General features: G+C 60.1%; 14 protein-coding genes. 3 read left to right on the forward strand and 11 right to left on the reverse strand.

Annotation, left to right across the window (positions count from 1 at the left end; all coding sequences use genetic code 11):
* Positions 1-305 precede the first annotated feature (305 nt).
* The 3 genes from GT019_RS15710 to GT019_RS15720 all read right to left on the reverse strand — a co-directional run bounded on the left by GT019_RS15710 (position 306) and on the right by GT019_RS15720 (position 2928).
* Positions 306-1445, reverse strand: a complete 1140-nt coding sequence (locus tag GT019_RS15710; protein ID WP_161744143.1) for an acyltransferase domain-containing protein — start codon at positions 1443-1445, stop codon at positions 306-308.
* 476 nt (positions 1446-1921) lie between these two features.
* On the reverse strand, positions 1922-2638 hold the full coding sequence (gene yidC, locus GT019_RS15715) for a membrane protein insertase YidC (protein WP_161744144.1): 717 nt from the start codon (positions 2636-2638) through the stop codon (positions 1922-1924).
* 23 nt (positions 2639-2661) lie between these two features.
* On the reverse strand, positions 2662-2928 hold the full coding sequence (locus tag GT019_RS15720; RefSeq protein WP_161744145.1) for a hypothetical protein: 267 nt from the start codon (positions 2926-2928) through the stop codon (positions 2662-2664).
* 219 nt (positions 2929-3147) lie between these two features.
* Between GT019_RS15720 and GT019_RS15725 the strand changes: the two genes are divergently transcribed.
* The gene (locus GT019_RS15725) at positions 3148-4314 is read left to right on the forward strand and encodes a stalk domain-containing protein (protein WP_235948345.1); all 1167 of its coding nucleotides are present in this window, start codon (positions 3148-3150) and stop codon (positions 4312-4314) included.
* Between the two features lie 203 nt (positions 4315-4517).
* On the opposite strand, the gene GT019_RS15730 is transcribed toward GT019_RS15725, so the two are convergent.
* From GT019_RS15730 to GT019_RS15750, 5 genes are all read right to left on the reverse strand, one after another.
* On the reverse strand, positions 4518-6548 hold the full coding sequence (locus GT019_RS15730) for a beta-galactosidase (protein ID WP_201755410.1): 2031 nt from the start codon (positions 6546-6548) through the stop codon (positions 4518-4520).
* Between the two features lie 110 nt (positions 6549-6658).
* Positions 6659-10312 (reverse strand): fibronectin type III domain-containing protein, encoded by a 3654-nt coding sequence (locus GT019_RS15735; protein WP_161744148.1) that lies wholly within the window; start codon positions 10310-10312, stop codon positions 6659-6661.
* 122 nt (positions 10313-10434) lie between these two features.
* On the reverse strand, positions 10435-12120 hold the full coding sequence (locus tag GT019_RS15740; RefSeq protein WP_161744149.1) for a type 2 periplasmic-binding domain-containing protein: 1686 nt from the start codon (positions 12118-12120) through the stop codon (positions 10435-10437).
* An 85-nt stretch (positions 12121-12205) separates the two neighbouring features.
* Entirely contained in the window at positions 12206-13096 is an 891-nt protein-coding gene (locus tag GT019_RS15745) for a carbohydrate ABC transporter permease (RefSeq protein WP_161744150.1), read from the reverse strand.
* 23 nt (positions 13097-13119) lie between these two features.
* Positions 13120-14082: an ABC transporter permease gene (locus GT019_RS15750; RefSeq protein ID WP_328803975.1), complete on the reverse strand. Its 963-nt coding sequence runs from the start codon at positions 14080-14082 to the stop codon at positions 13120-13122.
* A gap of 265 nt (positions 14083-14347) precedes the next feature.
* On the opposite strand from GT019_RS15750, the gene GT019_RS15755 reads away from it, so the two are divergent.
* Positions 14348-16093, forward strand: a complete 1746-nt coding sequence (locus GT019_RS15755) for a cache domain-containing sensor histidine kinase (protein ID WP_161744151.1) — start codon at positions 14348-14350, stop codon at positions 16091-16093.
* The gene (locus tag GT019_RS15760) at positions 16086-17654 is read left to right on the forward strand and encodes a helix-turn-helix domain-containing protein (RefSeq protein WP_161744152.1); all 1569 of its coding nucleotides are present in this window, start codon (positions 16086-16088) and stop codon (positions 17652-17654) included. The genes GT019_RS15755 and GT019_RS15760 overlap by 8 nt, the downstream gene beginning before the upstream one ends.
* A 51-nt stretch (positions 17655-17705) precedes the next feature.
* Here GT019_RS15760 and GT019_RS15765 read toward each other — a convergent pair whose 3' ends face one another.
* The 3 genes from GT019_RS15765 to GT019_RS15775 all read right to left on the reverse strand — a co-directional run bounded on the left by GT019_RS15765 (position 17706) and on the right by GT019_RS15775 (position 22423).
* Positions 17706-20033: an FAD-dependent oxidoreductase gene (locus tag GT019_RS15765; RefSeq protein WP_328803976.1), complete on the reverse strand. Its 2328-nt coding sequence runs from the start codon at positions 20031-20033 to the stop codon at positions 17706-17708.
* Positions 20034-20839: 806 nt separating this feature from the next.
* The gene (locus GT019_RS15770; RefSeq protein ID WP_161744154.1) at positions 20840-21595 is read right to left on the reverse strand and encodes a class I SAM-dependent methyltransferase; all 756 of its coding nucleotides are present in this window, start codon (positions 21593-21595) and stop codon (positions 20840-20842) included.
* A 384-nt stretch (positions 21596-21979) separates the two neighbouring features.
* Entirely contained in the window at positions 21980-22423 is a 444-nt protein-coding gene (locus GT019_RS15775) for a GNAT family N-acetyltransferase (RefSeq protein WP_161744155.1), read from the reverse strand.
* Between the last annotated feature and the right edge of the window lie 42 nt (positions 22424-22465).

Raw genomic sequence — 22465 nt, forward strand, 5'->3', positions numbered from 1 at the left:
AACGCGCACCGATTGAGTATCGATGCGCGTTGGCTGCTTAGCTTTTTTCATTTGTCTACTTGACGGGGGTATGACCAATCGGACGGCGGTTTTTTTGGCACGGGGCCGGCTTGCGGCAGGCAAGATCGCCGTTCAAACCTATGTAAGGCGCAAGAAACGAAATGCCCGCCTGCACTTGACCTGAACCGGAACCGCGCAGCTGCGATTTTTTACGTTCTTCGTCCAGTTTTCCCCGGTCACGGAATATTTACGCGAACATCAACGAAAACACGCTGCGGTCAGGGAAGCATGATAAGCTTCGGCGGCTAAACCAATCTGAACCCGCCGCCGTTATGAATCCGCCCGCCGCCGGCGAGATGATCGCGTACGATGCGCTGCAGCGACGTATGCGCCTGCGCGGCCGGCACAACGGCAAGCCGCGTGCCGTAGCCGAACACGCGCTCCAGCGTCTGGCTCTCGTCCGACGAATTCGGGAGCAGCCGATAATCGCGCTGAAATCGGACGATATTCGAGGATGCCGGCAGCAGCTCCCGGAACTGCGGGGCGAGCAGCCACGATTGGCAGACGAAGGCGCGAAACGGCTTGTCCGGGTAGTGCGCGGCGGTGAAACGCAAAGCGTTGGCGTAGGAATCCCGGCAGGCTTCCGGCGACAACCGGTCGCCCTCGGGGACGTGGACGTTCAACACGGGATCGCCCTTTTCCAGCGCGAGCTCCCATTCGTCCGCATCCAAGCGGATCGGCAATCGGCCCGCGGCACCCGCTTCCGATATCGGATGCCCTTCATGATGCCGCCCGTCGAACGAATAGGCCGACTCCCAAGCGCCCTCGGGATCATGCACCCCGCACGTGCCGTCCAGCTGTCCGTCCGCGCGGTATCGAATGCCCGCTTCCGACAGCACGGCGACTTCCCCGGTCTTCCCGTGGCGAAACGCCTTTGCCTCGAGCGGATTGGCGATGTAATGGAACTGCAGCCGGCCCAGCCGGAACAGTTCCCCGCTCAGGTGTTGGTGCAGCCAATCGAGCTCGCTGAGTCCCCAGCGTCCATGGCGTTTGCGGTGGACTTCCATCCATAACGCGACGTCCTGCACGGTGTCGACCAAGACGCCGGCGGGCAGCCCCAACCGACGATAGCTCGCCCCCAGCAGCGGGATGGCTCCCGCATAGACGACGGCCGCCAGCGCCGCACCGTCCGCGCCGAACGCCAGCAGCTCCCGGTTGGCCGTCTCCGGCGCTTGTCCGCGCTCCAAGAACAGCGCATGCCGGAAACGGCGGGCCGCTCCCGCCGATTCGGCATCCGATCCGATCCGCTCGGCCGCCTCGCTCAGCGCTCCCGTCACCTCGGCCGGGAACCGAACCGCCGCGCATATCCGCGCCATCATGCCCCGCTCCAACCAATCGCCGGCCTCGTTTAACGTCGTTAAATCCGTTATCGCTTGCTCGTCCATCTTCTTCCTCCTCGTCGGCCCCAACCAATCCCCCGGCGCCCATAAAACTCCCTTGCCCCACAATAGCAATTGCGGCGCAAGACGGCAAGCCTACGCTTGTCCCGCCGTTCCGCTGCCGCCTTGCGTACATCGCGACCAGCCCAAGATGGGTTCTTGCAACCTTCCCCCGCCCCCGAACGTCCAAATATTGTATGCATACCCAACGACTGTTTGAATCGGAAGTCTTACGCCCCCCCCGGAGCGGAGAGCAGGACCCCGCTTATTATCAGATGGTCTTTTATGCAAATCGTCCGATTGCCTATGCATTCTCGATTGTCGACGACGGCGCGCAAATGTTCTTTTCGCCTTGGTCTACAACAATCGTGGACGATGAGATCCGCAAATGGATTCATGCGTAAGCAGCCGCGCATTTCCTCGTCCATAACCAGAAAGCCTTCGCCGGAAGCAGGCGAAGGCTGTACATGGAGTCGAATCTTTTATGCGGATCCCGGGACCGCTTGAGCGCCGGGCAACGGCGGGTAGAGCCGCTTGGCGATCAGCGTCTGCAAGATCATGATCAGGCCGCCGACGCACCAATAGAGCGGCAGCGCGGCCGGGGCCGAGAACGAGAAGATGCCCATCATGACCGGGGACAGATAGACGAGCCAGCCCATGGCCTTCTGGCCGTTCTGCGGCGGCTGCGCGGACTGCGCGATGACGGCTTGCGCCAAGTATACGCCCGCCGCCAGGAAGGGCATGAACGGATCCGGGCTTCCCAGTTGGAACCACAGGAACGTGTGATGCGCGAGCTCCGGATTCGACCGGATCGCGTAATACAGGCCGGACAGGATCGGAATTTGCAGCAGCAGCGGCAGGCATCCGAGGCTGAACGGGCTGTAGCCGTGCTTGCCGTAGACGGCCATCGTTTCCTCCGTCTGCTTGCGCTGTTTATCCGGATCTTTGCTTTTTGCGTATTTGTGCTTGATCGCGTCGATTTCCGGCTGCATGGCCGCCATCTTGGCTCGCAAGCTTTGCTGTTTCTTGTACTGATTGATCATGAACGGCATCAGCGCCAGCCGGACGACGAGCGTGATCGCGACGAGCGCCAGCCCGAAGCTGCCTCCGAGCCACCCGGCGAAATGGTCGATCAGCCAGGAGAAAGGCGAGACGACGTATTGATGGAATACTCCGATTTGAGCGTACATGTCAGGCATGCGAATAATCCTCCCTGTTGATGTTATGCGACGGGCATCAACAGGGACGCGCACGGGGATGAATCATCGTCGGGCGCCTCTTTGCGCTTGGTCAACCGGGTAAGCCGCTGCCTGCGGGCGTGAACCGTGCCGGGCGGCTGCTGCGGCTCGGCCGGCGAGAAATCCGCTTCGGCGGCCTTCGTCCAGCCTGCGGCGGCAGCTCCCGGGACTCCGAGCAAATAAAGATACGCCAAGGAAACGAGCGTGCAGATCGATAAGGCGTACAGCAGCGCGTCATGAAGCTCGAACAATGATGGTCACCCCCTCGCGTGCAATATCCGTCTATTCTAGTCCTAATCGCGGGGGAACGAATCGGTCTGAAGACGGATGAGGCGCGGTTCCGTCGGCTGACCGCCAAACAACGAATACGCGGCTTACGCGGCCCCGGCTTAGAATGCGCTTGCAAGTAGTAAGGCACTAACCCGAAAGCACCGTTAACGACCCTAAGAAAGGCGATGATTACATTGAAAATGAAATGGCTGGCAGCCGCGGCGCTTGTACTCTCGCTTGCGGCTCCTTCGCCGGCAAGCGCGGGCGCGCCGGCATATGCCCGACTGACCTGGGCAAACGGCGGAACGCAAGCGGCCGGAGACGCGATCATCAAGAACGGCGCGGTCTACCTGCAGGCGGATGCCTTCGAAATGGCGGGCTTGCGGCTGCAGTGGGACAAGTCGCATCAACGCGCGGATTTTATCGGGTACGGCAAAAGCGCGGCCGTTCGCGTAGGGAGCACCGCCGCCGTACTGGACGGCAATCCGGTCCGAGGTATGCCGGCTCCCTTCTCGTATCAGGGCAAGCTGTACGTCAGCGCTCGCTTCTTCGTCATGACGCTCGAGGGCGGCTCCATGGCTTGGGATGCGAAGAACCGCGTGTTCAGCGCCGGCGGCTTGCACACGTACGCGGGCGTCAGCCAAACCTACGGCGGCCGAACCTACAGCATCGTCAAGGCCACGGGCGAATTGTTCGCGAGCGGCGGCAAGCACGGCGCATCGGTCAAGCTGGCCGATCTCGGCTCCCCCCTTTACGACGGCGTCTCGATGAGCTTCGAACCTACGAAGGGCGGGCTGCTCTACCTGACGATCCTGGACAATTACGGGGAGCCTCATCTGCATAATCATGCGTTCACGCTTATCCTGAAGAACGGCTCCGTCATTCGGAAGGCCGACGTCAACTATTGGCAGCGCTACGAGAACAACGTGACCGCCTACGGCAATCATCTGCTGCTGACGGACGGCAAAACGCTGCGTATCGTCGAGGATGGCACGGGAAACGTCGAACAAACGCTTGACCTGGTCAAGCTCGGCGGCGAGGACGACGATTACTTCGTCGAAGGCATCGCGGACGATTTCCTGCTGATCCGCCCGAACGGATCCGGCCTGCTCACGCTCGTCGATCGCCAATCCGGCGCCAGCGTCAAGCTGTACGGCAAGCTGCTAAGCGCCGAAGGCATGGAATACGCAACGACGAACGATGTGCCCTACCGCGGCGATATGCTGCATTACGTGAAACGAAACGGTTCCGCGCTGTACTTCGAGGACAACGGCCCGTTTGCGAAAAGCAACGCTCCGTTAATCTTTTCGCTGCCTATTCCGGCCGGCGGCGGCGCGGTCGGCGCAGACGCCGCGAAGCAAAAATAAAAGCCTCGGTCCCATGCGATCGGGGACCAAGGCGGCTTAACGGATTACGATTTTATTTTCCTCTGTCTGCGGGCAGTGGCAGTTCGACAACGGTCCGCGTACCACGGACCGCGACCCGGAATCGAACGCCGCGAAACAAGCAAGCCTCGTTTAACCAGTAACCAACAGGCAGAGGGCCTCCGATTTCGTCGGGGGCTTCTTTGTCATTCAGCCCGGCGCGCCCGTTTCAGCACGCGGATGCCGCTGATCTCCAGCTCGATCGGCGACGCTGCCGGAACGCCGGCAAGCAGGTCTGCGTACGACACCCCGTCCAGCTCCACCGTATGCGCCTCGCCGCTGAAGTTCATAAGGAAGACGTAGTCGCTCTCGCCGTCCGTGCGCAGCTGCGCGGTGACGCCCGCCGGGAGCGCCGAGCCGATCGCCCGGAGCGCGCCGGTCTCCTCGAGTATGCGGCCGATGAAGTCCGCGAGGAACGGCTCCTTGTTGCGCGACGCCACGTAGTATGCCTTGCCCCGGCCGAGATTGTTGACCGTCAGCGCCGGACGTCCCGCGTAGAAATCGCTCCCGTACACGGCCAGCGCTTCCGCGCCTTCCAGGTGAATCAGGTCGCATAGTTCATAGGCTTCGTACGAGCCGCTCAGTCCGAGCGCATTGCCGTCCACGAGCTTCGCTTCGTTCGTCTGGCCGTCGTGCAGCGCGTCGAGCTCTTCGGACCGGATGCCGAGCGTCTTGCGCAGCGGTCCCGGAAACCCGCCGAGGAAGCATAAGTCCGTCTCGTCCGCGATGCCGGACCAATAGGTCGCGACGAACGTGCCGCCCGCTTCGACGAACCGCTCGATCCGCTCGCCCACGCCAGATCTGACCATATACAGCATCGGCGCGACGAGCACCTTGTACCCCGAGAAATCGGCGTCCATGCCGACGATGTCCACGGGAACGCCCGCCTCCCAGAACGGCCGGTAGAAGGACTGCATCGTCTCCTTGAGATGCAGCCCCGCGTTGCGCGGTCCTTGCGCATCCTGCACCGCCCAGCGATTCTCCGTATCGTGGATGATCGCCACGTCCGGCTTGACGCTCGTGCCGACGACCTCCGCCAGCTTCTCGAGCGCTTCGCCGACCGACGCGACGTCGCGGAAGACGCGCGCATGCTCGTGGCCGGCGTGATCGACGACCGCGCCGTGGAGCTTCTCGCTCGCGCCCCGGCTTTTGCGCCATTGGAAGTACTGCACCGTGTCCGCGCCATGGGCAACCGCCTGCAACGATGCGAGCAGGTGCATATTCTCGCCCTTCAGCTTGCTGACCGGCTGCCAGTTGGTATTGCTCGGCGTGCTCTCCATGAGCATGAACGGCCGGCCGCCCTTGAGCGCGCGATAAAAGTCGTGATTGAACGCGGTCCAGGCGCCGACGGCCGCATCGCCTTGGCGGTCGTGCCACGTCGGATACGAGTCCCACGACACGACGTCGAGCGCGTCCGCGAACTTCCGGTAATCGAGTCCGTCGAAGTCCTCCATGAAATTCGCCGTCGCCGGCATATCCGGCTCCAATTCGCGGATCGGCGCCAGCTCGTGCTTATAAAAGTCGAGGGTGCGGTCGGTGACGAAGCGCCGCCAATCGAGATTCATCGCGTGCACCTGCGTCTCGCCGCGCGGAGACGGCGGTTCGAGCTGCGACCAGTCGGTGAAAGTATGGCTCCAGAAGGAGGCCCACCACGCGTGATTCAACGCCTCCAGCGTGCCGTACTTCGCGCGAAGCCATTCGCGAAACGCGTCCCGGCACAGCTCGCAGTGGCAGTCTCCGCCGTATTCGTTCGAGATATGCCAGCCGATGACGGCCGGATGCTTCGCGTACCGCTCGGCGAGCTTGCGGTTCATGATCGACACCTTCTCGCGGTAGACCGGCGACGTGTAGCAGTGATTGTGCCGGAAACCGTGCAGGTTGCGCACGCGGTTCGCGCCGACGCGCAGCACCTCGGGATATTTCCGCGACATCCAGGCCGGCCGCGCGCCGCTCGGCGTGGCGAGGAACGCATAGATGCCGTTCGCCGCGAACGAATCGAGCAGGCGGTCGAGCCATTCGAACGTAAACGCGCCTTCTTCCGGTTCGAGCGCGGTCCAGGCGAAGATGCCGACCGACATCACGTTCGCGCGGGCGAGCTTCATCAGGCGAATGTCTTCGGCCAGGATGTCCGGGTAGCGCTGCCACTGCTCCGGGTTGTAGTCGGCCCCGTGTAGCATTCGGGGCACTTTGCTGCTGATGGGGGGATATTTGACGCTCACGCTTTCACCTTTTTCACTCGTTATTCGTTGCGGCCGCAACGCCCGTCTTGCGAGCGTTGTACCGCTGGTTAGAGCTTCTGCACGTTAAAATCGTCGAAATACGCTTTTTGCATATGCGAGTATACGCCCGCTTTGCCGCAGGAAAAGGCGGATGCCGTCCCGCTGGCGAGCAGCTGGCCGTCGATGAAGCCTTTGACCGAATTGCCGTTCGCTTCCATCCGGAAGGCATGGTAGCTTCCGGCCGAAGGATCCGCGATGACGGGCGATGTGCCCAGTATCGTCTCGGCGCCGTTTTGCACTTTGATCAGCGAAACCACGTGATAGTAGCCTGAATAACTCATATAGTAATAATTGCTGGCGTTCTGATATCTCGCGATCAAGCCGACGCGATCATGCCAACTGTCGACTTTGATCTTGGCTTCGACGCTGTAATTCGTCCATGCGCCCGGGGCCGGGCATGGTTCCGGTCCCGTTACCGACCTGGTCCCGCCGGAGGCTGCGTTATCGGACAGGTAAGCCTTCGTGCTGCCGTCCTTGACGACATAGAAGCTGCCCCAACCGCCTACGACCGTCCAGGCGCTCAGATCCGCGTCATCGAAGTTAGCCGCGAACAGCGTGCTCGTGGTCGTCGCCACGGCTTCGCCGCCGGCATCCGACAACCGGTCTTCGAGGTCGTACGCTTTCACTTCGTAATGGTACGTCGTGGAAATCGTCAGCCCCGTATCCTTATAGCTTTGGAAGGCTCCGTTGACGGCGGCGATCTCGCTGCCGTTCCGGTACACCTTATAGCCTCTGACGCCCGTCTCGTCGGCGGGCGCCTGCCAGGACAAGCCGATCTCGGAGGCCGAGAGCGGCACCGCGGTCAAGCCCGCGGGAGCGGCCGGCGCCGAACGGTCGTAATGCCGGACCACCACGTTATCGAAAGCGACCGGCCCGGTTGAACCGGAGACAAGGCCTGCCTTGCCTGCGGCAAGCGACGCGTCGACGGCGGTGACGACCGGATCGCCGTTCAGGTAGCCGACAAGCGTCGTGCCTATCGTCTCGAATCGCAGCTTATACGGCGTTCCGGCTGCAATGGACGGCAGTCCGTCCGCCGTTTGGACGACGGTATCCGCTCCGCCGACGCGTTTCTTGATCGCGGCTTTGCCCGCGTCGGCCTCGTACGCAAACGCATAATAATCGTCGTTGTCCGCATAGCCGGCCAACAGACCGACCTCGCCTTCGCCATTCGCCGCGCTGACGTCGGCTTCGATCGCATAGTCGCCGCCGTGCGTCGCGTCGATCACGGATCGGCCGGCGGCTTCGGCGCGATACGCGTCATTCCCTCCGCTCGATACCACGCTCCATGGTCCCGCCGCCGGCGTCCAACCGTTCGCGTCGCCGTCCTCGAAATCGTCCTCGAACATCGGGTCGTAGACCAGCTCGAACGCGAACCCTTTGTCCGTGTCGAGCTGCACGGCAATGCCGTCGCCCGACGCCGTTACCGGTATCTCCTGCAGCCTGATGCCGTTCAGCGCCAGCTTGTAGGCTTTGTATCCGGCTGCGGGCCGATCCGTCGCGAGCCGGACCTCGGCGGTCTGCTCCTTGGCGAGCGTAGGGAGCGCGCCTTTATAATATCGCACCTTGCCGTTCGGCAGCTGGATCGTCTGCTCGCCCGTCGCCGCGACGTCGGTCGTGTAGATCAGCAGCAGCCTGTCGCTCTCTCCTAACGCGTTGTTGTCTAACGAGGAGGCGAGGAACGTTCCTTTGTTCACGTCGCCCGTCACCGACACGGAGCCGAGATCGAGCGCCTGATTGTCCATCGTTCCCGCTGCCGCAACGACCTTCGGCGTCCGAACCATGTACGTGTTCGTATTCAGATCGAACAGCAGCTCGCCCGTATCGGACAGCAGCTTGTCGTCATCCAATGCGTCCAGCATGGCCGTCTTCGCCGGAGAAGCATCCAGCGAACCGATCATCGCTTCCGCCGCTTGCCGATCCGTCATCGCGCTCGTAATCGCGATCTTGTTCGCCGCGGGGAAATCGCCCGCCGCGATCTGCGCCTTGGTCAGCTCGGGCGTGATCTTATACACCGCGAACGGCTGTCCCGGATTGTCCGCATACACCGTTGCCGTATTGAACAAATGCGGGATATACATCATGTTGGCGATATAAGCCTCGCTCTCGGAAGCGGCCCCCGTGTCGCCTGCCCATGCCTTATCCCATACGAGGGCGAACTTCGGCGCGCTTGCCTGAACGGCGCCCGTGCGGTACAGCAGCGCGGCCTCGGACTCCGAGATGATCGCCAGCGGGTCGTTCGCGATCGAGAACGTCTCCGGCGTTCCAAGCTTGGCATTGGAATAGGCGTCGCCGACATGCATGCCGAACGAATACCGGTTCATCATATCCCAGCTTTGGAACGCCCCGATCGCGCCGTTGAAGATGCCGACTTCCTCGCGGCCCTTGGCCGGGAACGTATCCTGGAATTCCGTCAGGATGAAAGGCGTATCGTATTTCTGCCTTAAAGCCAGCGAAGGATAATAGTTTAAGAACAAACGGTCTGTCCCGTAATCCTTCGGATAGTTCGCTATGGTCGCAGCGTCGAACGACATGCTCAGGCGCGGGTATTTGAGCGGGTTGTACTCGAAGCCGTACTGACTGTTATTCACCGGAGCCGAATCCGTGACGAATTGGTGATACAGATGCGTCTCGAAGACGTCGGACGCTTGGTCGCGCCAAAAGTTCACGTTCGGACTGATGATATAGTTCAATCCTCCGACCGGCGCTTTGACCTCAAGCGCCTGCTTCAAATAATCGCGCATCCCGTTCGCGGCCGCGATGGTTTTCGCCGAGTAATAAGCGCTTAATTGGTCCTTGATCGTGCCGCTCGCATCCCAGTATTGATTGGGCATCGACGAGACCGCGGCCGCGCCGCGATCGCCCAGATAAGCATTGAAATCCAACAGCAGCTCGTCGCGAAACTTCTGCGTCATGGAGCTCAGCTTCATGTTCAGGACGAGCGATTCGTTCCATGGACTGACGCCCACGAGCACCGGATCGTCCTTCAAGGCATGCCCGGTATACGGATTTTCATGCGTAAGCAGCTCGCCGGCGATCGTCTTCCACGCATCCATCGCCGCGGGCACGAACGGCATCAGATAGGCGGAGTTGTAACCCGATCCGTAGGTGCTGAGATTCGGATCGCTCTTGAAATCGTACAATTGGAACAGATCGATCGTGACATAAATGCCATGGGCCTTGAGTCTGGAGATGAAATAGTCGACTTGATCCATGCGATCTTCATTGATTTGCGGCGTCGCCGAATTCAACTTGAACACGCCGGGCGAGTCGTCGCCCATGGCATCAAGCGAATGCAGCCGTACGACGTTGTACCCCAGCCGCGCCAGGCGCTCCGCCGTGCGCTCCGCATCCTCGCGAGATCCGTAGTACATGCTCCAGGATAAATTCGCGCCGTACAGCTTCACCTTGCGCGCCGGTTCGTTCTCGAAGACGTAATCGCCTGCGGCGTCGATCTGGATGAATCCATGCGATCCCGCGGGCGCATCGTTCATACCCGACAGATCGAGCGCGCTCCCTTGCGCGATCCACGGCTCCGCGTCGATCGGCTGCCAGCCTGCGGGGGCATCCGCCCGCGCCTTGCCGGCGCCGGCGCTCAATAAAGGAAGCATAAGAACAAAAGCTAGCAGTACGGACAGACTCTTGCTTCTCAACCGGTTGGACATCGTCATTTTTCCCCTTTGCGATCCGATTCCAGCGGTTTCCCTCGCGCCTATGGATACGCGGGCGCCACTGCAGGCGCCCGCGTATTTTGTCTCTATTGCTTTAAGGCTGCTTTTGCCTTGCCTTACTTCTTCTGATTCGTCGGCCAGGCGAATTCGATGCCCAGCGACTTTTTCGCGTCTTGGAATTGCTTGTTCTCGTAGTCGTAGAACTTCTGATAGCCCAGCTTGGCTTCCATCTCGATCTCGTCGTTGAAATACTTCTCCACGTCGGCTTCCGACTTGGCGAGGATCATTTTGGCGCGCTGCTTCTTGCGGTTCTCTTCGATCTTCGCGTTGATGCCGCCTTCATCGGTGCCCCCGAGCGGCGTGATCGACTCGAACGGCAGCATATCGTAGGTGAACGTCGCGAAATATTCGGCGCTCTCTTGCTTGGCGACGGCATCCGGCGTGACGGACGCCGGCGCGGTGCGCTGGATCGGCATCCAATTGATCAGCCATTGGAGCGTTCCGTTGCCGTACTTCAGCTTGGCCTTGTTCGCGTCCTCGGCGTTCAACGCATTGAACGCGTCGCTCGGCTTCACCTTGCCGTTCTCGTCGAAGTCCCATGCCGCGCCTTTCGGCCCGTAGTTCACGTTCAGGCTCATCTCGTCCGTGGACAAGTAATCGAACAGCTTGATGATCCGATCCGGGTATTTGGTCTTGCTGTTGATCATCGACAGCGTCCAGCCCGATGCGTTGACGGGATCGACGTACGGTTTGTTGCCCGCGTCGCCCGTCACCGGACCCACGTGAACGAACAGGGCTTTCGGATCCTTCTGGTACAGCGCGCTCCAATCGAGATTTTTGTTCGTGATCGCGAAGACGGCGCCGTTCGCCACCTTCTCCTGCAGCTGATTTTGGTCGAGCGTCTGGCTGTCTTCCGGCATCAGGCCCTCCCGGTTCAACTGATTCAGGAATTTGTAAGCCTCCAGCATCTCGGGCGTGCGTTCGCGGTCGACCAGATTGCCCGACGCGTCTTCTCGCGGAGCGCCGAAGAAATTGCCGATCACCCAGCTTTCGAAATACGCCGGGGTTACCGTAAAGCCGTTGTACTTGGTTCCCGATTCCTTGACCTTGCGGAGCGCGGCTACCAAGCCATCCTTCGTATTGAAGTCCTCCGGCTTGATGCCGAGTTGATCCATGATGTCTTTCCTTGCGTACAAGCCTTGATTGCTGCGGATGCTGTCGCCTTCCTTGAACGTTTCCTTGGCCCAGAAGAAGCTCGCATAGCCGTAGAAGTGGCCGTCCGGATTGCGGAACCAGTCCTGCATCGACTGCGGAACCTTGAAGTCCGGGTCGTATTTGGCAATCAACTCGTCAAGCGGCGACATGATGCCGGACTTCTCCAGGACGCCGCGCTGCGGATTGCCCTTGTCGACGGTAACGACGTCCGGAATATCCCCGGAGGCGATGAGGGCGCTGAGCTTTTCGGGCGTGCCCGAGGAGAAATCGATCGAGACTCCGGTATCGTCGGTAATCATTTTGTCCAGCAGGTTGTTGACCGGATCCCAATTTTTCTTGTAATAATCCTGATCGACGAACCAGGTGATCTTGATCGGCGTCTTGTCGTCCGGCTTCTCGCTCGGCGCCGCAGGCGTCGCATTCGTTCCGGCCGCGGCGGTCGCGTCCGCGGGCTTGGCGGCGTTCCCGTTCGCGTTTCCTTTCGCATTCTCGTTCCCGTTGCCGTCGCCTGAAGAACAGCCGGCGAGCACGCCTCCGAGCAGAACGGCGGTCAGCGTGGCACCGATCCATTTTTTGCTGCGTTGCATGTCGTTTTGCCTCCCCTATGTCTTGTTGACGCTATATGTTGCATCCGCCTCTCGCCAGCCCGTACGTGCCGGCTTGACGCGAAAATCAACCTTTGACGGATCCGATCAGCACGCCTTTGACGAAGTACTTCTGAAGAAACGGGTAGATGACCAGGATTGGAGCCGTCGTCGCCATCATCATGGCGAGCTTAAGCGTCTCCGGGCTGATCTGCTTCGCTTCCTCCGGCATGACGCTCGCCGCCTGCTCCCCGAACTTCATCGCTTCCGACGAATCCGTTACGATGCGCATCAGGAACAGTTGGACCGGTTCCAGCGCATCCTTGGTCGTGAACATCAGCGCGTCCGTATACGCATTCCAGTGGTACACCCCGCTGAACAGCGCGATGGCGGCCAAGACGGGCTTGGTAAGCGGCAAAATGAGCTGAAGAAAGATGCGGTATTCGCCCGCTCCGTCGATCTTGGCGGACTCGATGATCTGCTCCGGTATCGACCGGAAGAACGACATCATGATAATCATATCCCATACGCTGAACATGGTAGGAATAATTAAAACCAGGAAATGATTCAGCAGCCCGAGCTCCTTGTACAGCAAGTAATTCGGGATAAGGCCGCCGTAGAAGAACATCGTGAACAGCATGATGACCAGATAAGCGTTGCGGCCGGCCAGCGCTTTGCGCGACATGCCGTAGGCGACGAGCGCGGTAAACGCCACGTGCAGCGCCGTGCCGGCGAGCGTGCGCGATATCGTCACGAAGAAGGCGTGATAGATCGTGTGATCGGCGAAAACCGTCTTATAATTGGATAACGTAAACGTGCGCGGCCAGAAATATATGCCTCCCCGCATATAATCGAGGCCCTGGTTAAACGAGCCGACAAGCGCGAACCAAAACGGGGCGATCGTCAACGCAACGACGACCAACATGATGCAGACGTTCATGGCATCGAACCACTTGTCTCCCCTCGAGCGGATGTTCATCGTGAATCCTCCTTCTTCGCAGCCTAGAACAAACTGTTATCGGATAGCTTGCGGGACACGTAATTCGCCCCGAAGAGCAGAATGAGCGCAACGAGCGATTTGGCCAATCCGACCGCCGTCGAATACGAATAGCGCATCTGTCCGAGCCCGACCTTGTATACGTACGTATCGATCGTCTCGCTGACGTCGAGATTCAGCGGATTCTGCATGACCATGATCTGCTCGAACCCGGTATTGAGTATCGCGCTGACGGCGAAGATGAGCATGATCACGATGGTTCCCATGATGCTGGGCACCGTTACGTACCGCATGCGCTGGAACCTGCCGGCCCCGTCGATCTTGGCCGCCTCGTGAAGCTCCGGATCGACCCCCGCGATCGCCGCGATATAGATGATCGCTCCCCAGCCGATGCCCTTCAGCATCTCCGCTCCCACCATGATGAACCAGAACAGCTCGGGCTTGGCCATGAAATTGATCGGTTCCTCCACGACATGCAGCTTGACGAGCAGCAGGTTAAGGACGCCGTTCGAAGGCGACAGCACGGTCAGGATCAACCCGCCGAATATGACCCAGGACACGAAATGCGGCACGTACGAAACCGTTTGCACGAATCGCTTGAAGCGTCCGGCCGTCAGCTCGTTCAACAGCAACGCGAACAGAATCGGCGCCGGGAAACTCAGCAGGAGCGCGAGCAGGTTCATGGCGAGCGTATTGCGCAGTACGTTCTGAAAGTTGGGGTCGGTGACGAATTCCCGAAAGTAGGTCAAGCCCGCCCACGGCGAATCCATGATGCCCAAGAACAAATCGTACTTCTTGAAGGCGATCAAAATCCCATACATCGGAACGTACGAAAATACGAGGAGAAACAGCAATCCGGGCCATACCATGCTTTGAAGCGCGAATTGGCTCTTCCATCTCGACCGGCGGCCGCTCGCCTTCATTTCCGAGGCGGAAGCCAGACGGCCCGCTTCCAAGGTTCTTTCCACTTTTCGTTCTCTCCCATCCTGTTATCCGCCCGGCTTACGCTGCAGCCCGCGGGTCATTTCTCTTTCTCGGGCTCCATCGTCCGCAAGCCGGAAGCATAATCTAACTATAATTCGTGAAAACGCTTATAAAAATAGCTCTATTTTTGATTTGATACCTTCATTTTGGTTCCGCGCCGCAGCGGGAAGGGTTGGCGGGAAAATTGTCGAATACGTGATTGTCGACTACGCGAAGGACGATGAATTCCCATAGAGAGAAGGTTCGCCATTGATCCGCCGTCTGAACGCCATGAGCATCAAAAGCAAGGTCATGCTGGCTTTCGTGCTGTTGATCCTGCTTCCTTTCAGCGCGCTCGGGTTGTACACGTACGATCAATCCCAGCGCTTCATTCGGGCCCAGTTGATCGCAAGCGCTTCCACGTCGCTCAAGCAGATGACGTTCACGATCGAGAACAAGATCGATTTGATCGAAAGCCTCAGCGATTCCATCACCTATAACTATCGTCTGCAGCAATTTCTGGGGAGCCCCTTCACGGGGGACGACAATTCGCTGGACACGTATTTCAGCTACGCGGCGCCGCTAATCAACTATGCCATGCTGTTCCAGAAGGTCAATACGGAGAAAATATCCGTGTTTATGACGAACGACAGCATACCCGAGGGCTTCGGCGCCTTCTACCGGGCGTCCAAAGCGATGCAGGAGCCTTGGTACGCGCCGTTCGCCCGATCCGGCTCGAAGTCGGCCTGGATCGTCCGCGACACCCCGGAGAGCGGCCGAACGTTCGGCTACGTGCAGAAGATGGTCTCCCTCGAAGGCGACGACATCGGATTCACGCTGGTCGAGGTGCGGCCGGACGTTCTGCTGGCGGCGAGCGTGCAAGAGGAGCCGGGGACCGGGCGAGACGTCGTGATCGCGGACGCGCAAGGCCGCATTTATTCCCCGGCGGGAAGCGCCGACGCGCTCTCTCTCCCGCTTCAACGGAAGCTGGCCGACGGCGGCCATGCCTTCCGCGGCGGTCGTCTCTATGTCGGCGAGCGGCTGAAGCGCGTCGGCTTGTCCGTGCTGATGAACGTCAAGCTCCCGCGCACGGCGAATTCCTGGCAGGTCGCAAGCAACCTCGTCTTCATCGCCGCGACGGTCGTGCTGCTGTTCGCCTTCTACTCCGTGCTGAAGATGGCGCTTCGCACGATGAGAACGAGCATCCGCCAGATGGATCTGGCGATCGAGTCCGGCTTCGAGCCGATTCCGATCAAGCGGCGGGACGAATTCGGCGTGATCAGCGAGCGGTTCAATCTGCTGCTCGGCAAGATCACGACGCTGATGAAGGACATGATCCGCAAGGAAACGATTCAGAAGGACGCCCAATTGGCGGCGCTTCAATCGCAGATCAACCCCCATTTCATCTACAATACGCTCGATACGTTCAGCGCCAGGATGGAGCTCGCCGGGCAATTCGAAGTATCGGACGCGATGGCCGACTTCGGGAAAATGATGCGGTACAATATGGACGGCCGTTCGAAATTCGCGACGCTCGAATCCGAGATCCGTTACCTGGAGCAGTACATGAACCTGCAGAAAATCAAATACGGCAACGACGTCGAACTGGCTATCGAGGTGCCGGAGGAGCTGCTTGCGCTGCGCATGATCCGCTTCATCCTGCAGCCGATCGTGGAGAACAGCATCCGGCACGGCTTTCCGGCGAACGGCTCGCTTCGCATCCTGCTGACGGCTTGCCTTCAACCGAGCGGAACCGTCCTGATCGCGATCAAGGACAACGGTCCGGGCATCGATCAGGCGCGCCTCGCGTCCCTCAATCGACGGTTCAGGGACTCCGATTATGCGCCGCGGGACGACCAGACGAGGGAAAGCATCGGCCTTGGCAACATCAACGAAAGATTGAAGCTGTTCTACGGCGAGGCCTATGCCATCCGGCTTGACAGCCTGGCAGGCGAATATGCGGAGACGACCGTGACGATACCCTGCGGGACAGGAGAGGAAGACAACCATGTATAACGTGCTTATCATCGACGACGAGCGTCTGATCGCCGAAGGGGTCAAAGCCAAGCTCGAACGCGCGGGCCTTCGCGAGATCTCCGAGATCCGCGTCGCTTGCGGCGGAGAAGAGGGACTTCGGACCGCCGCCGCGTACAAGCCCCACATCGTCATTACGGACATGCGCATGCCCGACATCGACGGCGTGCAAGTCATCCGCCGGCTCTCCTCCGAGCTGCCGCGGACCAAGTTCATCCTTCTGAGCGGATACGGCGATTACGCCTACGTTCGCGAAGCCTTCAAATACGGCGTGCTGGACTACGTGCTGAAGCCGGCGGGATCGGCCGAGCTCGCGGATCAGATCAGAAGCGCCGTCGCGGCCATAGAGGAGGATGGCAGGCTGGCCGCGATGGCGGAGCGAAACCGTCAGGCGGAGCATTTGGCGCTCGCCGCGCGGTTGAACGCGCTGCTGAACGACCCCGCAGCAGCTGACGTAAACGAAGGCGATTCGGCGGATTGTGCGATGACGGAAGCATACTTGATCCATGCGCATGCGGTTGTCGCCTTGTTCCATGTAAGCGGTTCATCGTATAGTTCGGCGGATCTGGCGCTTGTCGAGTCCGTGCTGGAAGGCAAGGCGGGGGCGAACGAACCGACCGACCGGATCCGGCCGGTCGTCTTCCACGACGGGGGAGGCCGCGTCTGCGCGGTAATCAACTTCACGGCTGCCGTCACGCCAGACGCCTTGGCTTCGCTGCTCGAAGATGCCGTTGCGCGCATTAAACGGACCGGATCGGATCGGGCGGCCGTCTTCGTCAGCGAATTCGGAACGCCTGCCGGCCTGCGGCAGCTGTACGAGCAGGTCAGGCTCGCCATGGCTTACCGGATATTGCGGGAGCCTAGCGACGTGTTCCTATGGCAGCCGGTCATGCCGGCCGTCGGCCGCGAGGAGCTGTCGCCCGCCCGCAAGGATATCGAGGCGCTCCGCCTCGCCGTGGATACGCTTCAATTGGACCGGATCGACCTCTGGATCGACCGCTGGCTGCCCGACAGCCTGATCGGAGCCGCCTCGCTCGAACAGGTCGAAGCGGTCTATGCGCTTCTGCTGACCGAGATTCGGCGGCGCTTCGACGGACGTCTTCCGTCCGAGCGGAGCGACCCCGTTCGCGCGCTTGCCTCCTTCCATGCGCTGAGCGACCTTCGGCGGTATTTGAAAGCCTATGCCGGCACCGCCAAGCAATTCGCGGACGAGCATGCCGAACCGGAAGAGACCGTCGTCTCTTTCGCGCAAGCCTACGTCAAGGAGCACTTCAACCGCGACATTCAGCTGGCGGAAATGGCGAACCGGGTATCCATGAACTACTCCTACTTCAGCACGCTTTTCAAAGAGCGGACCGGATCGACCTTCACCGCCTATCTGATCCAGGTGCGCATGGAAGAGGCGCGCAAGCTGCTGCAGGATCCCACCCTGCGCATCAACGAAGTGTCCGACCGGGTCGGCTACGGCAATCTGTACCATTTCTCCCGCGCGTTCAAGAACTATTTCGGCATGTCCCCGAAGGAATATCGGCGTTCCAGATAGAAATAGCCCCGAACCGGCGCTGACGTCCGATTCGGGGCTTTTTGGAGCGGTTTATTGGGCTTGCGGCGGATAACAGCGGATTTCGTAAATGGCGGCGGACGGGTCTCCGTTCGTTGCCTCGATCACGACCCGCAGCTTGGCGGCCGTGACGGGCTTCTCCAAGCGGTGGCGGCAGTGCCGCTGGTAATTGCCCCGAACGGCCGCGATCTCCGTCCAGCCCCCGCCTTCCCATGCTTCGATCCGGTAATCCTTCGGGCATTGCGGATCGCGATAGAACGGCGCGTAACCGTGATATTCCCAGAGCAGATGGCCGGGGAACGTCAACTCCACGTGCCCGATCGTCCGCGGCTGCTCCCAGGCCAGCTCAAGCCATTGCGGCAGCGCCTTGGCCGGGTCCGAGCGCCACAAATTCGTGTACCGGTAGGGACGCGCCACGCCGTTTACCGCATGCCCGGGACCGAAGCTGCGCTGCGGCGGATCGATGCGGAAGCTCCGCGTCGGACCGTTCCAGTCCCGGCGCATTTTCCCTTGACCCATCTCGTATGCGCACGTATGCCCCGGTACGGCGGCCGATGCGACATGCCATTGCAGGTTCGGATTCGCCAGCAGATCGAGACGAACGTACTTGCCCGGTTCGAGCCCGCCGGCCTTCGTCAGATTGACGTCCCACTCGACCCACTCGAACGTCGCGCCGGGCTTGATGGCAAGCTTCGCGGCAGCGAGCGGCTCCAGCTCCTCCGTACGGTAATCCCAGATGTGATCGACGGGCAGGATGCGGGCCTCCACGGTTTGGGGGGCGTCCGACAAGTTGGACAGGCACACCGATACGCGAGCCAGCGACTCTTCCGCAATCGCGATCCATTGGCCTTTGCGCTCGCGCAGCACCTCGGTCTCCGGAAACCGCCGTTTATCGTCCATCTGCGGACCCATTCCGGCGCAAGCCGCTTCGCTGCTGGCACTAATCCGGGCCGTGCGCGCCAGATCCAGCTCGTCTTCGTTCGCCGCGTTCGGCAGGAAGCAGCCGTCGCGGAGCAGCGTCTGCTGCACTTCGCGAATCGCGCGGTCCGGCACGTCCTTGATTGCCAAGCCGCGCTTAAGCGCAATGGCGGCCGACGTGCCGACGGCTTGCCCGACGATCGCGGTCGTGCCCATGACCCGCACCGTGCCGAGCGCGGCGTGCGTGACGCTGACGTTGCGCCCGGCCATCATCAGATTGTCAACGTCGCGGGCAATCGACGATCGGAGCGGAATCCCGTAAGGTCCGCAATAGCTCTTGACCATGTACGGGCTCGTCTCGTCATAGCCTTCCGCGCTCGCGTGCTCGCTCGTCGGCGCCAGCAAGCCTCCAGGGGTATGCAGGTCGAGGAACCATCCGCCGTAAGCGATCTCGTCATCGAATACGGTTCTGTTCATCGGATCATGCTCGGTCATCAAGTAGAGGCCTTGAATCCGCCGGCTCTCGCGCTTGCCGGGCACCTGCCCGATCCAGTCGATCGCGTGATTCGCGGCAAGCTCCTTCGTCTTGGGGTCCTTGTTCTTGATCCAATCCCAGACGCCGAGCACGTAGCGCGTCAATTGATGCCGGATGTCCTCGTTCTCGCGAATCGTATGCCAGGGCATCCCGATCTCGATCCACCAGTAGCCGCCGCGAATATCGTTCGGCCTCCGGCCTTCCTTGTAGAAATAGTCCGGGTTGTCCAGCTGCGCGGCCCATTCCGGCGCTTCGAACGGCGCGGGCGCGCCCGTGTTCACCGTTTTGAACAGCAGCGACGATCCCATCACGTCGCCGCTTGCCCGCAGCGGCGCATGCGGTTCGCCGTATTCCTCGCGGGCTTCCGAGCCCATATGCCATTCGCAGCCGGCCAGATCCGCCACGATCCCGTCGCCCGTGCAATCGATGAAGATGTCGCCGGTCAACTCCAGCGAAGTCTCCGCGTTCGCCACGACGCCGATGACGGCTTCGATGCGGCGTTCCGCGCTTTTGCGAACGTCGACGATCGACGTATTCAAGTGAAAGGTCAGGTTCGGCGTGCGCACCGCCAGATCGTACATCGCCATGTCCCAGACGCTGTTCGTCCACCCGTTCTCGAAGATGACCTCGTGGTTGCGGGCGCGCTCTTCGATCAGCAGCTCCGAGATAATGCCCGTCTCTTTCGCGTAGACGTGGAAGGCGGCCGCGCCATGCGGCGTCACCCTCACCTCGGACGAGCTGTTGCCTCCGAAGACGGGGCGATCCTGAACGAGACAGGTCCGCGCTCCATGCCTCGCCGCGGCCACCGCCGCGCAGAATCCGGCCAAGCCGCCGCCGCAGACGACGACATCGTAACTTTCCTTGCGAATATGGCGGGCGGTTTCCCCTTCATGCGCTTTACGTATCACACGCTCCGAATTCCTTGAATTTGCGATGTTCGTGTCCTCTGCCAATTCCTTTGCCTCCATCCGCCGTCGCCCCCTACCCTCGGATTGACAGCGTTTTCTTTCATTGCCACCCCACTATACCATCGCGCATTCGTCGACAAAATAGCGCTATTTTCGATTTGATACCTTCATTTTGGATGGCACGGAGAAAGGAAATTCGTCGGCAACCCTAGTGAAATATTAAAAGGCCGGCAAGCTCAAGGATCTGAACTTACCGGCCTGACAAACGCAAGCTTAAATAAAACACCTGTTCTCCGTAGAGCAATCCCGCTTTGTATGTTCAGTGTTTCTTCAAATGGTATATTTAGAATAAGTACTACACCTAAGAGAGCTGGGATATAAATGAGGATTAGTTATAGAGCCTATGAAGGTGTTCCTTACTGGATAGCGAGCCTTTTTGTACTAGGATTTGGGGCTTGGATATTTCTGCAGTATTATTCTAAAAAACTGCATAAGAAAAAACCGGAAGGACACGTCCTATTTTGGGGAATATTTTTGTGGCTATTTTTAAACGGACTATGGTTAATGATTATACAGTTGAACCTATTTGACGATTATACGCAACTTACTCTACTGATTGTTGTGCAAGTAATTGCGGCTGTTTTGTGCACAATCGGTACTATCATTTTTAAAATTGTCCAAAGAAAACGAAAGAATGCAAGGGAATAGCTGTTCATATTACTATTCATTATTCCTTCGTTCTTCGAGTAGAATGCACAAGATGCTCCGTATTCCTTCGGTGTCGTAATTGGACATGCCTAGGGCAGTCATATCGGTTTGCGCGCGATGATCAGCGACCGTTCGGAGTTCGTGCGAATGCCCCTCTCGGTTCCGTACTCCGCCGCGAAGCGCCGCAGAATCGCAAAGTCCTCCTCCTGCTCGCCAAAATCGGGAATGATCGGCGCATGCTTCAGCAGAAAAATCAAATCCTGCGGAGTCGCGTAATATTCGGTCGCGTCATACAGAGAGGATTGCAGCTCCGAGAAGCCCGCCGCGCGCAGCGCCGCCAGATTGCCGCGCAGCATAGCGCCCGGGCTCGCGCCGTCATGCTGCCCCCTGCCGAACGCCTGCGCGAGGTTCCGTTTATCCCCCTCGCCGACCTGCTGCGTCATGAAGACGCCGCCCGGCATCAGCACTCGCGCGATCTCGCTTGCCCGAAATGGCGCATGGCGGCAGCATACGATATCGAAGCTCCCGTCCGGGAACCGCAGCCGATCCGAATCCATGCGCAGGAAGCGCACGTTGCCCGCCCCGGCCCGCGCCGCGTTGCGCTTCGCCGTCTCCACCATGCTTGCCGCGCGATCGATGCCGACGAGCGCCCGCGCCGCGCCCGACAACCCGAGCAGCAGCTCGCCGCCGCCCGTGCCGATATCGAGCAGCGCATCCGTCGCCCCGCACCGGGATGCCACTTCCCGCGCGTAATTCCAGGCTTCGCCTTCGGATTCCACGCGCACGTTGCCGAAATCCCATCCGTTCCGCGCGCCCGCTTGCTCGTAAAAGGACTTATAGTCCATGATTTCCATCGTTTCATTCCCCTTCGCATGAGGTAGGTTAGCCGATCGTCCTTCCGACTCGTTCCGCATTTCGCAATGGCCAACAGGGCAGACTCTCCCCTTGGCGGCCGGCACGCGTTTTAAACCCGGCCCGATTACGAGCTACTTCGAACGTTTCGGTATAACACCCGCTTCACCTCATCCTAAGGAATGCCTATATTGTAAGCCGATCTCGCCCGTACCCTCAAGCGGAATAGATAAAAGCACCACCTCTGCGCCGCAACCGCTGCCGGAGCATTCCGTTCGTCCTTCGCCCGCCCCGAGCAGAACGAAAAAAAGCACCGCATCCCATGCGGCGCCTTTCAACATGCCTAGATACTTGCCAGGTCCGTGCTGCCTTATCGCTCGAAACGCCTACTCGTCTTCGTCCTCGTCCGCCCCGTCCGCTTCGTACGTGCACAGGAATCGCTCCGTGCCGGGATACTTCTCCCCCAGGCTCTCCACCGTGAAGCGGCTGCTGCGGTAGAAGTCGACGGCGTCCTCGTCCGTCTCGGCGACCAGCAAGGACGGATTTTCCAGCGTCAGCAGCTCCAGGATCAAGCCTCTGCCGTATCCCTTGTACCGCTCCTCGGGCGTCACCGCGATATGGTCGATCTCGATCTTCCCCTCGCCGGCCCAGTGATAACCGATCAAGCCGATGATGTCGCCTTCCGATTCGTAGCCGAGCAGCCGATGCGCCGTCTCGCCCTTGTATAAATCGACCGCCCGCTGCAGTCGTTCCGGATCGGGAAACACCGACCAGCTGAGCAGCTCCTGAATCTCGTCCTCGTCCAACCGGGATGCTATGTTCACTAACATGGGAAATGACCGCCTTTGCTTGGTTTCTCAGCGTCATTATAG

It is taken from the genome of Paenibacillus glycinis (genome assembly GCF_009909185.1).
In the GTDB taxonomy this organism is placed as follows: domain Bacteria; phylum Bacillota; class Bacilli; order Paenibacillales; family Paenibacillaceae; genus Paenibacillus_Z; species Paenibacillus_Z glycinis.

What these genes read in the sequence shown, in the direction of transcription:
- GT019_RS15710 (WP_161744143.1), bottom strand. Translation starts at nt 1,445, where the DNA reads ATGGACGAGCAAGCGATAACGGATTTAACGACGTTAAACGAGGCCGGC.
- yidC (WP_161744144.1), bottom strand. Translation starts at nt 2,638, where the DNA reads ATGCCTGACATGTACGCTCAAATCGGAGTATTCCATCAATACGTCGTC.
- GT019_RS15725 (WP_235948345.1), top strand. Translation starts at nt 3,148, where the DNA reads ATGAAATGGCTGGCAGCCGCGGCGCTTGTACTCTCGCTTGCGGCTCCT.
- GT019_RS15730 (WP_201755410.1), bottom strand. Translation starts at nt 6,548, where the DNA reads ATGCTACACGGGGCCGACTACAACCCGGAGCAGTGGCAGCGCTACCCG.
- GT019_RS15735 (WP_161744148.1), bottom strand. Translation starts at nt 10,312, where the DNA reads ATGTCCAACCGGTTGAGAAGCAAGAGTCTGTCCGTACTGCTAGCTTTT.
- GT019_RS15740 (WP_161744149.1), bottom strand. Translation starts at nt 12,120, where the DNA reads ATGCAACGCAGCAAAAAATGGATCGGTGCCACGCTGACCGCCGTTCTG.
- GT019_RS15745 (WP_161744150.1), bottom strand. Translation starts at nt 13,096, where the DNA reads ATGAACATCCGCTCGAGGGGAGACAAGTGGTTCGATGCCATGAACGTC.
- GT019_RS15760 (WP_161744152.1), top strand. Translation starts at nt 16,086, where the DNA reads ATGTATAACGTGCTTATCATCGACGACGAGCGTCTGATCGCCGAAGGG.
- GT019_RS15770 (WP_161744154.1), bottom strand. Translation starts at nt 21,595, where the DNA reads ATGGAAATCATGGACTATAAGTCCTTTTACGAGCAAGCGGGCGCGCGG.
- GT019_RS15775 (WP_161744155.1), bottom strand. Translation starts at nt 22,423, where the DNA reads ATGTTAGTGAACATAGCATCCCGGTTGGACGAGGACGAGATTCAGGAG.